Below are 14,083 nucleotides of genomic sequence, written 5' to 3' on the forward strand. Positions count from 1 at the left end.
GGAGCCTCGGGCACCGCCTCCGCGATCGGAGCCTCGGGCACCGCCTCCGCCTTCGGAGCCTCGGGCACCGCCTCCGCCTTCGGAGCCTCGGGCACCGCCTCCGCCTTCGGAGCCTCGGGCGCGCCGCCGACAAACGCAGCAACTGCGGCACCGATCTCCTTCGTTGCGCCGTGCGTCGCGGCCGCCCCGTGGTCTATTGCGCTGATATGGTCTCCCGATTTCTCTGCCGCAATGGCCTGGCTCGCATGGCTGGCTGGGCCGGCAAGCGGTAGATGTTCGGCGGCTTTTCCGATACCGCTTGTGGCCGCCTCTTTCAGACTTGCTCCCTGGGTTACCTGTTTGCTGAATTCGCCGGCGGCCGATATCGCTGATCCGCCGGGTACTGCACCAGTCAGGCTTTCGCCGTGTTTGTTAATGTCGTTGAGGATCTCGTGGGTTATCTGGCTGCTGGATTTGCCAGCTATAACGCCTTCTGAAATCTTCTGCGCACCCACAACCGCTAAACCTAGGGGACCCAGCACCGCAGACGCAGTGTCGAGCGCGCCCTTGATCGTATCCACGGTGCTGCGTATCTGCGCGGAGGCTAGGGCTTTCGCCACATTTTCCGCATTAAGGGTTTCACGCATTTTCTCGGAATTTGACTTCAGCTCGCCCTGCTTCACTTCCTTGTTTGCGGCAACCTTCTCCGCTGCGGCTTTGTCTGCAGCTTCTTTATCCCTCATCGCCTTATCCGCCTCGTGGAAATAAGACCCCACTGGAGCTTTATCTACGGCGGCCTTCTCCACAGCGGCCTTGTCTGCAGCGGCCTTCTCCGCAGCGGCTTTGTCTGCGGCTTCTTTATCCCTCATCGCCTTATCCGCCTCGTGGAAATAAGACCCCACTGGAGCTTTATCTACGGCGGCCTTCTCCGCTGCGGCTTTGTCTGCAGCTTCTTTATCCCTCATCGCCTTATCCGCCTCGTGAAAAGAAAAGCTCAGGTTGAAGGAGGCGGATGTGTTGCCCGCATTGTCGTGCTTTTCTCCGGCCTTGCTTCGCTGGTCTGCCTCGGATCCCCGGTCCGCCCCAGGTTGCTGATTCGCGCTGGTGGCTTCGATAGCGTGAAACCATGCATTTGTGGTGCCGGAAAAATCGATCCCCCTGTCCGGTGCTGTCTGCCCGACCTCCTGCATTCGGTTTGCGACAGCATCAAGCCATGCGTTGGATTCCCCTGACAGGTCGATCTTGTTGTCTGGGGCAACCTGCCCGATCTTCTGCATTTGGTCGGCGACGTCATCTAGCCATGCATTGGGTTCGCTCAAATGGTCGATGTCTCGTCCCGCTTGGTTTGCGTTATCGCCATTCACAGTCTCCCCCTGGCCGGAGGCCTGAGCGCTTGTGGTTCCGACCTGCGAACTCGTCGACCATCCTTCTTCACCTTGGCTACGGACCGCACTATCGGCGGCGCGAGCCTCGGACATGGCAGAGGACTCCTGCCATTCGCTCTGCCCAGATTTTTCCTGCCCGTATTGATATCCGTCGGAACCTCTACCTGGTTGCGGTTGGGGAGTGGCGGCTTGCAGGTCCTTCTCCCGCTCCTTCTCTCGCTCCTTATCCCGCTCTTTTTCAGCCCAAGATTTTTCAGCCATCGAAACCTGCCTGCCTCAGGAGCTGCTGCACCAGCTCACGCTTGGTGCGTGGGTGCATGTGGGGATTCTCGGCAAGGATTTGTTGACCGAAGCAAACGGCTACCCTTCGGGCGACATCGAGCGCGGCGGTCTGCTGCTCGGGCGACCAGCCGTTGGATGGCAGCTCGATCAGATGGTTTGCGGCGTCTTTGCACACGTCCCAACTAGCGGAGCGCCCGACACCGCCAGTAGTGGCGTCCGTCTCGCTGGCCTGGCGCCACGCCGCATCGAAGTCCCCGCGGGCGACGAGGTCAGCTACCGCGAATCGGCATACACAAGGGTGTTCGGTGTCGGCCCAGATCTGGCGACATCCGGGGAATGGGCCTTGGATACCGCCGAGGGCTTCGCGCGCCCGTTTCTGAAACTCTGCACGCGCCTGGGCGGCATTGTCCGGGTCGGCGATGAGCATGCCGTGCAGCGCCACGGCGAGTTCGTCGGTGGTCCTATACGACCAGCCGGCTTGTGCGCCCCGGCGCGCCATGAACCGGCGGGAGGCGTGGGACGCCAGGGATCGTAGTAGGGGTGCAGGTTGGATCCACGGTGGCCGTAGGGGGTCGACAAGACTGGTCAGCTCGGAGAACATCCTGTCCACTGCGGCGGGATCGAACATGGCGGACAGGACTATGCGTGCGAATGTAGTTTGCACGGCACTGTCTTCGACCATCCGCCGCGCTGCGGCGCAGGCGCCGGGGAAGGCGGCGCAACTGTCGTCGCATTCGACCGATGATCGGAATAGGACGCGTAGTGCGGCGAGGTGGTCGGACTGTTGCATGTGTCGAATGACACGCTCAGGGGAGACCGTTCCTGCGGGTTGTTTTGCCGGCGGGACCTGCACGAGCAGGGGTGCGTCATCACCGTCGGCGAACACCGCGGCACAGCCAGGGCTCAATGTGGCCAGTGCTCGCTCTTGATGTTCATTCATCACCATGGCTGAAGCCAATGCGGCTCGATCATCTCCGGCCACAATTCGGTGAGCCACTTTGATATTGGTGTTCTTGACCACGTCGGGAGCTAGCTTGGACGGGACTTGATCCACAACGATGACGCCCTGGCCGTAGGCTCGGATCTCGGAAATGAGGTGGGCGAACGTGTCGACGGCCTTGCCGCGCACGTCGGCTTGGAAGCTCTCACTTTGTGTGGGGCTTCCTGTGGCTGCCAACAGTCGGTGTGCTTCCTCGATTACGAGAAGGTGGCGCAGGCCGTCGTACGGTCCCGATTCTCTGAGGTGCTCGACGAGTCGGATCATCACCATGCCCATAACGAACGCCTTGTCGTCGTCGTCGCCCAGGCCATCGAGCTCTAACACTGTGGGTCGTCGCATTAGAAGATCGATTGGAATGGATGCCTGCACGTCGAGCATTCGTCCCTTACCACCGGTTCGTAGGCTGTCGAGCCGTGTTCTCAGCGCCGCGCGAAAGTTGTCGGTTACTTCTCTCTCGTAGCCGAGCTGGCCGACAACCTCGTCGATCTTGATAACGAGATCGGTCAGTGTAGGAAAAGCTCGAGTACGATCGGCTCCCTCGTCTAGGCGACGGTTGCGGTTGGATGTGATGTCCCATCCACGGTCCTCATAGATGCGGTAGAGACAGTTTTCGAGGACCTGCGGCAGTGGTGTCCACATGCCGAAGCTGACGTTGAAGACTGATCGGAGCAGATCGAGATGCACCGCGACAGGTATTCCGGCGGGGAACTCGAAGGGGTTGAAGCGGAATGGCGATGTGTTTTCGTCGCCGAGGGTGAAGATTTGCAGGTGCCGACCAAGAGATGGATCATCGAGCAAGGTGCGGTACTCGGTTTTCGCCGGCTCGATCACCAGAAACGGAATTCCGTACCCAGCAAGCTGACGAAGCAGGTGGAAGACGGTGTTGGTCTTGCCGGATCCGGTGACGCCAGTGACGAAGGTATGACGGTTGAGCGTGCGGGACGGGACAATGTAGGTTCCGTTCGTCGGCCTTCGGTTGTGCACAACCTGGCCGATGGTTAAGGGAACGCGTAACTCGTCGGCAGGGACAGGCGGGACGACGTCAAATCGAGCAACGGAATGGACCGGGAATCCGGGTGTTTCCTGTTCCGGCAGGTGAACGCAGGAAGCGAGTTGAACCGTGGATAACAGGGATTGGTACTCGAACGGTCTCTGGTACTGGCCAGGCGGTGACGCTCCTTCGGCGTCTGGTAACGCCCACGTTTGGGCAAGCTCGTCGGCTCTCTCCAGTTCAGCGGTGCGGACGGGCTCGGGAAGCGAATCGGCTCCACACATCACGCTGCGCCATGCGCTCGCCAGACGTGGATAGCTGAAGTTATCGCCGAGCAGGTAGATCGCCGTGCGCCAGGCGCCGGTCGCCATCGCATCGCCGGTGGACTTGAGAGCGATCTTGAGTAGATCGACGTACTGCTGGGTCAGCGGGCTGGGTGCTCGTTCGGCTTCCGCCGCGGCCATTACTATCCGCGTCTCGTTGAGGAGCGAATCACGCTGCTGAGCGATAGCACCTTCCGACGCGGGGTAGGCCAACACCAATAGCTCCCATTTTGCTCCGGTCATCGAGCGAATGACGCGGTCGATTGGTGCTGCGCCGTCAGCGATATCAATTCCGGTGGGCCCAGGGACTCCCACAGCGATGCCGCCGCGGGACCATCGTCTCGATGTGGTCGGCGTCGTCGCGGTGTCAACGGCTGGATATAAACCCCGGAGTACTGACTCGATGATTCCAATTCGCTGATCGTGTACGGGTTGCGTGGCCTGTCGTGTCGACCAGGAGCCAAGAAGTATCCGGATCCCATCCGGGGACCCTTGGATTGTGAATGCAAGCGGGATCCGGTACCCGTACAGCCCGGTGATCAACTCGGTGGTCGTGGGCCGCCATCGTTCGTTTGTCGACGTTTGCGACCTCGTCGGCTGAGAGTTTTTGTCGAGGCGACCGATGCCGCGCACGTGCAGTAACCGCCGCGAGGCCGGATCGCCAACCGTGTACGGAGTCGCAGCACCTACCGGTATAGCGCCGCAGCGCTGTAAATAGTCGATGCGCGCGGTCGTGGCCGAGTCAGTCAACACGTCGCCCCCTGGCGACTCTGGGGCTGATGAATTCAGTGTCGTCTGTCATACGCGTGCCGAGTCAACAACCCAGCGGCTTGAAGGGGTCACTTTGTCCCTCTTCGCACCAGGGGAACTGGACTTCGGGGTTGCTAGCTTGGACGAAACCGATCACCACAAACGATGCAACCGCGACGAAGAATAAGGCGAACAGAATGAGTGCGACCACCATAAGCGGGTGAAGGGCTCGCTTGCCCAGTGATGCCCCCGTGGTCAGATTATTGACACGATTACAGCAGAGTTGCCCGTCCTTCCAGCGCCCGAATACGCGGACCTGATCACCCTCGTTCAGGGAGCCCTGGAATCCCGTCCAGGAGCGTAGCTCGACCGGGACCGGCCTCAGTCTATTGCCGTTTTGGTCGTAACGCTCTACTCGGAAATGAAGGACATCAGCTTCCTTCTCGCTCAATTGGCGGTCGATTCCCCGGACCTGACCTTCAATAACCCGATCACCTCCGCCTCGCCCGTCTGATTTAGCTGCTGACTGGGTGGGGTCATGCGCCGGTTCGTCGTGGTCTCGTCGCGGCATTCTGGTCGGTGACTCTTGCGGATGGTGTTTGCGGTCGGGTGACACACGCGAAGTGGTCGGGTCAGGATTCTGTTCTATTCGATGTGGGGGCGCGCTCGACGGTTGCGAGCGTCCAGACCATTCTTCGGACAGGTCGTGATTGGGAGGCAGGCCGAGGAACTTGTTCGGCTGGCCCGACCACGGCGGTCGTTCAGAATTAGAATCTCGATCAGGATCCCATGGACGCCGAGGCGGGCGTGTCATCTCTGCACCGTCCGGGACAGATTGGGCACCTCGTCTGGCACCAAAGTCGACGATCTCACTGGTGGACCCCCGTTCCTCCGGTCTGAGCCACTTCACGCGCGTTGATATAAGTGTCCTACTGATACGGGAGAGCGGGATAGGTGTTCACCTACTCGAGTCTGATATGGGTTCCTCGGTCCGACCGCATCGAGTTGCGGATTTCGCCGCGCCGAAGCCCCTGGCCTTCCGCTCACGCTCTGATCATTTCTCGGCGCGCCGCACAGCACGTCGTGCGCACAGGCCGCTGTGCGCAGAGGGTGTTCGGGCTCGATGCCCGAACACCCTCCATGCTCTCCGGTCGCGCCCCCGAAACTCCGTACTTCCGGGGACGCAGTCCAGCTAAGTGATGTCGATGTCCTCGGGCCGCAGCTCGCCGCTGATCACCTTCTCCACATTCGAGAGGGTGTGCCCGTTCTCGGTGAGCATCGCGAGGTACTCGCTGACGTACTGCGGCCGTGACCGCCAAACGTCCTTCGCCATCCGCGACTCCATCGCCGCGACGGTGACCGCGAACGTGAGCATCCAAGCGCGGGACTCACTGGCCGCCGTCGCTGCCGCCGCGATCTTCTTCTTCGCGTCGTACGCCGCCCAGGCCTTCTCACCCATCAACTCCGGCAAAAGATCGGATGAGTGGTACTCCGACAACTGGTGCGGTGCGAGCGCGATCATCATTGCCGTCCACGTGGCCGCGTTCTTCGGGGGCTTGGTCGCCGACAACATTTCCCGGATGAACTCGCGCCTGACGTCGGTAGCGGACTCCGCCCAACTTGTTCAGCTCCCGTACCCGGCGACGCTGCACCCGCTTGGTCTCCTCCGCCGCCAGGAGGGCGGCCTCGCGGGCTTCCTCGTTCTCCGGCAACGGGTTGGCCGGGTTGAATCCGGCGAGTTGGATCGCCCGGTTGAACTGGTAGCGGCCACCGTTGACCGGGACCAGGCCGGCCTCCTCGGCACGCAGCACGTCGAGGAAGTAGAACTGCGGCACATACACGTCACGTTCCTCGACCGAGTTCGCGTGCCGTAGTCCTTCCTCGGGTTCAACGTCCGGGTCGTCGAAGGTGTCCCAGTCGATGTCGCCCTCTTCGACCGGTTTTCCGGATTCGACGTCGACGTACATCGTGTCGGTGGTCACCCACACCCCCCACAGGTCCGGCCGTTGCCGCACCTGCTCCTCGGTGATGTGTGCGCGCGGGTCCGCCTCGGCGTTCTCGGCGGTGGCGATGTACCGCCAGTGGATCTTCGAGTCATCTTGGTAGCCGGGTTCTCCGTCGAGCACGATGAATCCGACTTCGGCGTACGGGGCGGTGCGTTCGGCGCGGGTCGCTTTCTCCTGTCGGTCCGCCAGCAACGTGCGGGCCTGGTAGTCGAACGAGTGGCGATGGCACTGCACCAAAGCCTCCACGGCCTCGGTGTCGCCGTCCGCCTCGATTATGTGGACAACACGGCTAGGTCAAAGGCGCGGCTACGGCTGCCAAGTCTCCGGTGGGCATCGTCGTTCGAGACAGCTGTCAGTTTCAGCAGCACGCCCCGAGACTGTGCAGAGGCCACAACAGGCGAAACCAGGTGACACTGCACCTCCAACCGCATGCTCCGCCTGCAGGCACTGCGGACGGAGTCTACGCGAGTGCTGGGATGAACCAGTCCACTCTAAAGCCGGTACACAGCGTACAAATAGCAGTTACCGTTCAAATCAATACGTTGAAGCCAATACCTTGCGTCGGGGCAGGTGCTGAGAAACGAAAGGACTCGCACCATGCTCAAGCCGGCCATCGCCAAAGGGCTCGCTATAGCCGCGCTTGCGATGAGTCCAACCACGGCGTCAGCAGCACCGACAACTACCTCGTTTCAGATTCCGCGGGTGCGGGGAATGAACATCTATGGGCTTTTGCTTTCCGGCCTGTTTCGACTATCCAGTCGCGATTGCGGGAGAGTCGCCCGGCGTCGAGACGATCTCAGTACCTCGACCCGTGCGGTCCTCGGCGCGTACACGGTCCGCTGGAACAACCTCTCCACGGGCACTTCCGGCACGTCGGTAATCGCACGGGTAGAGCGATTGTCGTAACCACGGAGCATGGTTTGGTGACTGCCACGGTAACCACCGGTCACGAACTCGAGTACATCACCGCTCACGGAATCTTCCTCATACCATGAGGCCACAAAAAAATTGGGGGCACTCCGATGTTCACCATCCACCGAGCTCTCGGTGTCACTCTCGTAGCCGCAAGTCTCACACTCGCACCTCTGTTTGGCACGACCCCTCAGGCCGTAGCCGAGCCAACGGTGCATAGTTTTCAGATTCCGCTCGTCTGGAGCACCGGCCTCTTTACGGGGTGTGGCCCGATCCTCAACCTATGCGCTAGTACCCCGACGGCCATAGCAGGCGAGAGACCCGGCACCGTCACCTTCCCAGTCATCTCACCCAATAGCGAAGGCACCTACTGGATGCACTGGAGAAACCTAGCGACGGGAGCCGCTGGAGTACTGACTGTCCCGTACAACGAGTCCGCAAGTGCATTCACGGGTGCGGGACCGGTGACCGCATCGATGACTACCGGGCAGGAAATCATAGCGGGGACTGGAATGTTCTGGGTGCCGTGAGCCGGGTTTCTCCATCACCAACAAGGCGACGTATATGCCCTGTCCCCTCAGCCGGTCGAAGACCGGTTTCGGATCGCGTTAAGCTACGACCCGCCGTCTAAGCGACACGGCGCGGTCCCTTCATTCACCTGGTGCACGGTGTGATCCTCGATGCTGCCGCAACTCGGCGGATTTCTTCAGAGTGATGTTGATACGGACACTGAACGACACATTGCTGTTGGCCATCGCGAAGTCGTGCTCGGTTAACCGAAGGTGACGGTCCCAGCCCTTCGGCAAACTCGGGTCGATCATCCCCTCGGCTGTCTACCATCGATGCATGGCGGTCCCACCTCGTCCAGTCGTCGTGATGATGCGGGCCCAGCAGCGTCGACTGCGCCAGCTCGCCGACGCCCCGATGCCCCCCGGGTCCACCCTGCTCGAGCTCACCGCAGGGTTGGCGATCACGCATGTCGTCGCGGCCGTCGCCGAACTCGACATTGCCGGAATCGTCGGCGACCGCACGATGTCGACCGCGGAAATCGCCAGGCGCGCCGGCACCGACCCGGACACGACGCACCGATTGCTGCGCACCGCCGCGGCATTCGGGCTGTGCACCATGAACCGCCGCACCGGGAAAGTCCGCATGACCCGGGTCGGCAAGACCTTGCACCGCGATCACCCTGCGTCCATGCACGACTGGGCCGTCTACATGGGACTGCGCTCGACCGCAGACGCCTGGACGGATCTGGTGACCAGCGTGCGGACCGGCGAGCCGGCCTTTCCCCGGGTACATGGCGTCTCGGTGTGGGAGTGGTTCAGCCAGCATCCCGACGAGGAGCAACTGTTCGCCGGCTCCATGCGTGCGATCGCGGTGATGAACGCGCAGGTGATCGCCAAGACCTACCCCTGGCCGCACAGCGGAACGGTGTGCGACGTCGGGGGCGGTATCGGAACCCTCTTGGCCACGGTCCTCGACGCCCACCCCTACCTGCGGGGCATCCTCGTCGACGCACCCGGGCCCGTCGCGGAAGCGGAAACCTTCCTCGCCAGTCGAAATCTCACCAGCCGCGTCACCCGCACGGTCGGAAACCTCTTCGAATCCCTCGACGTCGTTGCCGACATCTACTTGCTCAAAGATGTGCTGCACGACTGGGACGATGCTCGCTGCGCCACCATCCTCGAACACGTCGCAGCTACGATGCCATCCGGAAGCCGACTGGTCCTCGTCGAAATCGTTCAGCACCCGAACACCGCGAACTTCTTGGCGCCATTCGTGGATTTGCAGATGCTGACCCAAACAGACGGCGGCCGCCAGCGCACCGTCGAACAACTCAACGCACTACTGACCACAGCAGGGCTGACACCGACCGGCACCGTGTTACCCGCGTACGCGCATTCCCTCGTCGAAGCCCGCAAGTAGACCGCCACCGTCGACCCAGGAAACCTATGCGTGGCACCGTCCTCGAGTGGTAGCCAGTACAACTTCGCGATCCTCGTAGCTAGCCCCACACGCCGCCCGCTCCGATGCGGCGTTGCGCTTCCCGTCAGAGATTAGTCCGCCCAACAACACTTCCGTTGCCGCGTACGAACCTGACCTGGTGTTGGTTGCCATATCCGCTGTCCCCGCCCGGTGGAGGTGCGGTCATAACCGATCACAACGGGGTGGCGCCCCTTTTGGGTGGCAAGTCGGCTTCATTGGCATGTTCCAAGAGAATCGCGGTCGGGCTTGGCTCGTTGTCGATGCGACCGATGGTGCCTCGCTGCTCCGAATGCAATAGTTATGAAGGTGTAGATCATGTGAATGACAGACCCTTGCAGCGAGACTGCGGCCCACTTCTCCGCGATAGAATCCCGCAGACAGCCGGGCACCAGACCACGGTCACGCGACAGGGCGCAGCAATGAATAAGATGTCCGTAGGAATTCTCTCCAGTTTTGCAGCTGGCATTGTCCTCACCGGATGCGGAGGCGAGGAGGAGAGCGTAGACGAGAAGGTCGCAAGGGCTTGCACCGATACAATGCTCCAGGAGAAACCCATCGGGCCGTCCGGCCCAGGTGTCGCCGGAACCGCTGACTACTTGGATGCTTGGGAAGCTACTTTCCTGGACATGACTTTCGCCGATGTGACCGCAAGGTCAGACGGCGCCGCCGGTGTAACCGAGACATGGACGGTCCAAGGTACCGGGACGGCTCAATGGGAGAAGAAGATCTCCTCGACCGTGTGGGATGACGATGGCAAGCCGGACCCGCTGCCCCCGGTAACCGAGAAATTCTCCTGCGAGGTTGGGTACCGCTCAAGTGACGAGGCGGTCGTCGTCTTCGAGTACACGACCTATCACCCCACGTCTGGAGGTAGCCAGTCGAAGATCCTGGTCCAGCGTGAGGGCGCTGGCGGCTGAGGCCCTTCCGCGGGCAGGAGGAAGCCCGGGTGAAGTCGAGACCCGGGTTCCCCCCGGCTGCTGCACCGAGTCCGGCAACGACGCCCGGGTCGCGGCATCGGAGACAGTAGGGCAACGAGGTCGACGCCTACATCGGTCGCCAGCGTTCAAGTAATGGACTTTGTGCACCTGGCGAGGGGTCAATTAGGTCGGGATTTCCCACTCCCAGCCGCGTCCGTTGTCGGATAGGCGGAGAATTTTCGCCCCAATCGGTACGACGATCGGGATGCTCGACCGAAGCTTGGTATTCGGCTCAAGTGACTTGTAGACGGCGTCGGCCTCGGTATCGCAACCGATCGCGACGTCGAGGTCGCGCGACAGGTATCCGTCCGGCCCGACGACGCTCCAGAACTGAGTCAGCATCATAGTGTCGGCATCGGGATACTTGAAGGTGGGCGCCGTGGTCACATCGATGTCGAACCGGACAACTTCGCTGTTCGCTGGAAGGTTCACTGTGCCGCTTGAGTGGCCGGCACATTGCTCACCGCGTGCGATATCGGTGATGGTGAAGATGACGTCGCAGGTATCATCCACCCCGCCGTTTGGGTCGCAACCCTGGCCGGCGGGCTCGCCGATCCTCTTCTTGAGGATGGGGCTCTGGGCAGGTGTGGTCGCGGGAGTTTTGGAGGTGGTCGCCTTAGGTGATTCGATCGGGGCCTGCGCGGTCTGAGGGGGCTGTTCGGCGGCATCTGTGGATCCGCATGCGGCAGTCATGAGGCCGGCGGCAAGGCATACGGTCAGGGCGCGTTTCATTGGCGTATCAAATCAGACGAATCCGACTTATGACCTATTGGGCCAAGGTCCGTGCGGGCGATTGTCGTTGCAACCGCGCCAGTGTCATTCATGTGACCGACATGCAACGCGCTCTCACGGGATGTCGACTTAAGGCACATTGGGTCTGGCAGTGACCCGTCAAACAAGACTTTCATCCGTTCGAACGACTCTGATGCGGGTCCATTTTGGCTATCGTGGCCTTCTGGACTTCCACAATGCAGGTCGACCAACAAGTCGGGCCCGTGAAGTCCCTCCCGAATCCACACGCTAAGAGGTGAACAGAATGGGTTTGTTCGGACCTTCCAAAACATTTCGCGAAAGAACGTTCACCGCCCCCTGTACGAGTGCAGAGTTCCTGCAGGTCCTTAAGGGCGCCAGCGACTACGAGGGCGACAAACCCTTCGGAGTTCTACTTGAGATGGAACCGCAGCCACATCCCCCCTTAGCCGAGACGGTCTATCTGGAGTCTCTGACTCACAACGGATTCGTGATCGCAGCCGGGAATCGAGTCAGGATGATGTGGAGGATGCAGCTCACCCTCCAGGGAAACGATCCGATCCAAGGCACTTTTGGTCCACTGACGAGCAATGACGAGAGGTGGTTTGGCAACGTTATGTCAATGAACGCCGCTCTCAGCGACACCGTTCGACGCATCGGCGGCAGAACAAAGAAGTGGCCGATGTGAACGGCGTCGCCTCATACGCAGACACTAAAAGAGAGTCGCAGGACACACTTGAGCCTTGCGACAGAAGGAGAGCACTTGCAATGGGCAATCTTGATTCTTACAGGAAAAATATGCAGTACTTGAAGGAGAAGAGTGACAAGAGGTCACTTAACAGTGACAACGCGATCTACAAGGACTTGGACCGAAAGGCGTCGAACCTGCCTGAGTTGCGGCGCTTCCTCAATACCTTGAACGTGAACTACGTATAGGCAGTTGACACATCATGATTCAATGCGGCGTAGGTTCATCCCATGTCGCGTTCGAAGTGTCGGCGTCGTTCGCTCGGACCGGTGTAGTGGCGCAGTCAGGGCTAATGTCAGGACGCATTGGGTGACCGCTTCCTCACGTCTCGATGCTCCTGACCGTAGTTACGGTCAGGAGCGCCGAGAGCTCGGTGATGGTGTCAATGGTTCCGGTTGGTTCGTCACGGTATCTTGTGCCGAGGGATGCTCGTACGGCCCTGAGCTAGTCGCTGTACAGCAAGCGCATCACGGCCAAGTCCTGACCCTATTTGGTACGCGAGCTTCCCGACCAGCGCGGAGAGCGAGGCTGCGCGAATTAAGTATGTTCCCACGGGCACGGGGCTAGACACATCCGCGAATGCGAACAGATCAGGAGGCCCTCATGGGTTGCAGTGGTTTCTTCGGTTGCCCACAAGCAGCCATCCGCCGTCGTGTCGTTTCGTTGGCTAGCCTGGTCATGGTGTCGGCCTTGACTCTGTTGGCTTTTCCTGCGGGCATTGCAAATGCGCAGGGAGATCCGATCCTCTGCGCACGAAACGGCGAGATCGCGATTATTGGTGCTCGCGGATCCGGACAAAGTGCTAATGATTTCGGCGGCCTAGGGCGCGAGGTCGACTCCGCGGTCCGTGCAATCGCCAGATCTCTCTTGGCTGGGGACCCTCTGCAGGTGTCCGCGACAGCGGTCGACTACCCGGCGGAGTCGGTGTCCGTCCTCGCAGGCACAGGTGCAGGTAGGTACTGGGCCGGTGTGGAACAAGGCATCCAAACCACGATTTCAGTGCTTAGCCGGACCGCCTCAGAGATGGACTCGAAGGGTTCCGCCTGCGGGGGACCACGGATAATCCTTGTCGGTTACTCGCAGGGGGCTATGGTAATGCATCGAGTGCTCAATCGGTTAAGCACCGAGCGCAATCACAGACTCCTCGACAGGATAGGTGCGTCGGTCCTTATCGCGGACCCCGACAAGATTCCATTTGAGCAAGGAATCCACATGCACCCTTGGTATATGGGCTACTCGGGTGGAGTGAGCGGAAACTTCCCCGCCTTCTCCGGGGGTCGTCTTGCATTCGCTGGCAACGTCAGAAACAAGGTTTTTAGCGTTTGCCAGCTTGGCGATATCGTGTGCGCAGCCAATCCCGCAACATTTCTTCCCCTCTCTATCGTTCAACTTGCTGGCGTTGGCACCCACACCTCTGCTTATGCTTCCAATCAGTTCGGCGCGCCTCAAGCGGCGGCACAGCAGGTTCTTCGGGCAGTTCAAGGCGGTTAATTCTTTTCTCGCTGGACGTGTGTCCCACTCCGAAGCAAACAGCAAACAGTGTACGAACTGCTGTGTTGCGCACCGGGTCGTGCCAGCGACGACCACTGCGTACGGTGGCACTCGAATGCCACTGTCGGGCGAACGCTCAGTTGTCGACTGTGTCCGCCAACTGGGCGATAGAACAAAGCGGCAAGGGGAGGATAGTGTCGCAGTCACAAAGTTCGGAGTTCGGACGCACTGCTGGAAGAGGGGGATGGATGCCGACGCCTGCGTGGCAGTCTGACTCGTCCGTTACAGGGCCGACACCAGTCGGTGCCGGCGAGCACCGCACTCACTCTGGTCCAGCGTTGCGTATCGGGGTGGTCGAGGATCATGAGTCGATGGTTCTCGGTCTCGCTGCAATGCTCTCCGGTCAGGACGATCTCGATCTCGTCGCTGTGCTCGATCTGCGCCTGGCCGATGGGTCTTCGCCGATATCGAATGTTGATCGGTTGCGGACCGAGGGTGTC

At 60.8% G+C, this 14,083-nt stretch carries 10 protein-coding genes; 4 read left to right on the forward strand and 6 right to left on the reverse strand.

Going from position 1 to position 14,083, the window contains the following annotated elements:
* From MLGJGCBP_RS50390 to MLGJGCBP_RS08540, 5 genes are all read right to left on the reverse strand, one after another.
* Positions 1-1,625 (reverse strand): hypothetical protein (locus MLGJGCBP_RS50390; protein WP_442972083.1); only part of this gene is annotated, 1,625 nt, incomplete at its 3' end.
* Positions 1,618-4,176, reverse strand: coding sequence for an ATP-binding protein (locus MLGJGCBP_RS08525; RefSeq protein WP_160094841.1), 2,559 nt, complete (start codon positions 4,174-4,176; stop codon positions 1,618-1,620). The genes MLGJGCBP_RS50390 and MLGJGCBP_RS08525, both read right to left, overlap by 8 nt.
* A gap of 598 nt (positions 4,177-4,774) precedes the next feature.
* On the reverse strand, positions 4,775-5,161 hold the full coding sequence (locus MLGJGCBP_RS08530) for a hypothetical protein (protein WP_160094843.1): 387 nt from the start codon (positions 5,159-5,161) through the stop codon (positions 4,775-4,777).
* Between the two features lie 741 nt (positions 5,162-5,902).
* Positions 5,903-6,169: a hypothetical protein gene (locus MLGJGCBP_RS08535; protein WP_160094845.1), complete on the reverse strand. Its 267-nt coding sequence runs from the start codon at positions 6,167-6,169 to the stop codon at positions 5,903-5,905.
* Positions 6,162-6,950: a hypothetical protein gene (locus tag MLGJGCBP_RS08540; protein ID WP_160094847.1), complete on the reverse strand. Its 789-nt coding sequence runs from the start codon at positions 6,948-6,950 to the stop codon at positions 6,162-6,164. The genes MLGJGCBP_RS08535 and MLGJGCBP_RS08540 overlap by 8 nt, the downstream gene beginning before the upstream one ends.
* A 1,524-nt stretch (positions 6,951-8,474) precedes the next feature.
* On the opposite strand from MLGJGCBP_RS08540, the gene MLGJGCBP_RS08545 reads away from it, so the two are divergent.
* Positions 8,475-9,557, forward strand: a complete 1,083-nt coding sequence (locus MLGJGCBP_RS08545; protein WP_160094849.1) for a methyltransferase — start codon at positions 8,475-8,477, stop codon at positions 9,555-9,557.
* A 479-nt stretch (positions 9,558-10,036) separates the two neighbouring features.
* Positions 10,037-10,534, forward strand: coding sequence for a hypothetical protein (locus MLGJGCBP_RS08550; protein WP_160094851.1), 498 nt, complete (start codon positions 10,037-10,039; stop codon positions 10,532-10,534).
* Between the two features lie 183 nt (positions 10,535-10,717).
* Here MLGJGCBP_RS08550 and MLGJGCBP_RS08555 read toward each other — a convergent pair whose 3' ends face one another.
* Entirely contained in the window at positions 10,718-11,326 is a 609-nt protein-coding gene (locus MLGJGCBP_RS08555; RefSeq protein WP_160094853.1) for a hypothetical protein, read from the reverse strand.
* Between the two features lie 304 nt (positions 11,327-11,630).
* Between MLGJGCBP_RS08555 and MLGJGCBP_RS08560 the strand changes: the two genes are divergently transcribed.
* Positions 11,631-12,032, forward strand: a complete 402-nt coding sequence (locus tag MLGJGCBP_RS08560; RefSeq protein ID WP_160094855.1) for a hypothetical protein — start codon at positions 11,631-11,633, stop codon at positions 12,030-12,032.
* Positions 12,033-12,770: 738 nt separating this feature from the next.
* Complete coding sequence (locus MLGJGCBP_RS54220; RefSeq protein WP_442972084.1) at positions 12,771-13,583, forward strand: cutinase family protein; 813 nt, start codon at positions 12,771-12,773, stop codon at positions 13,581-13,583.
* The last annotated feature ends 500 nt before the right edge of the window (positions 13,584-14,083 follow it).

Source organism: Rhodococcus sp. T7 (genome assembly GCF_009872365.1).
Taxonomy (GTDB): Bacteria; Actinomycetota; Actinomycetes; order Mycobacteriales; family Mycobacteriaceae; genus Rhodococcus_F.